Below are 377 nucleotides of genomic sequence, written 5' to 3'. Positions count from 1 at the left end.
AGATAGAATCCGATTTTATGACGAGTCGAAGATGAATGTTACTGAGGAGATTAAGAATCAGTTTGCATTTGACAATGCTACATTTGAAGCAGAGTTTATTGTGAACGTGAAAGTGGATTCGAAATCTCAATCGCTCGTAGCATTAGTAAAATGGTTGGGATTTTCAGAGACCGAAAATTCCTGGGAGCCATTAGAGCAAGTTGCTCAGGATGCAAGGACATTGGTCCAAGAATTCTTGATTGCAAACAAAACTCATTCACTGAGAAGTCAGATTGAGGTTTTGTTAGAGAAATTGATGGACAAATCGATTGATGTGGTTGCGAACCAGAGATGAAGCGTAGGGCCAAGTCATATGCCAGGCGTCGGGAACTGAGAGA

The 377-nt window shown here is 41.1% G+C and carries 1 protein-coding gene; it reads left to right on the top strand.

All coding sequences use genetic code 11. The features are described from left to right. On the top strand, positions 1-334 hold a 334-nt coding region (locus tag B5P40_RS32495; protein ID WP_220089789.1), incomplete at its 5' end, for a chromo domain-containing protein. Positions 335-377: the final 43 nt, after the last annotated feature.

This window comes from Bacillus sp. SRB_8 (assembly GCF_003264205.1).
Taxonomy (GTDB): Bacteria; Bacillota; Bacilli; order Bacillales; family Bacillaceae_G; genus Bacillus_A; species Bacillus_A mycoides.
Note: the sequence above shows the minus strand (reverse complement) of the source record. Positions and strands in the feature narration are given on the sequence as shown.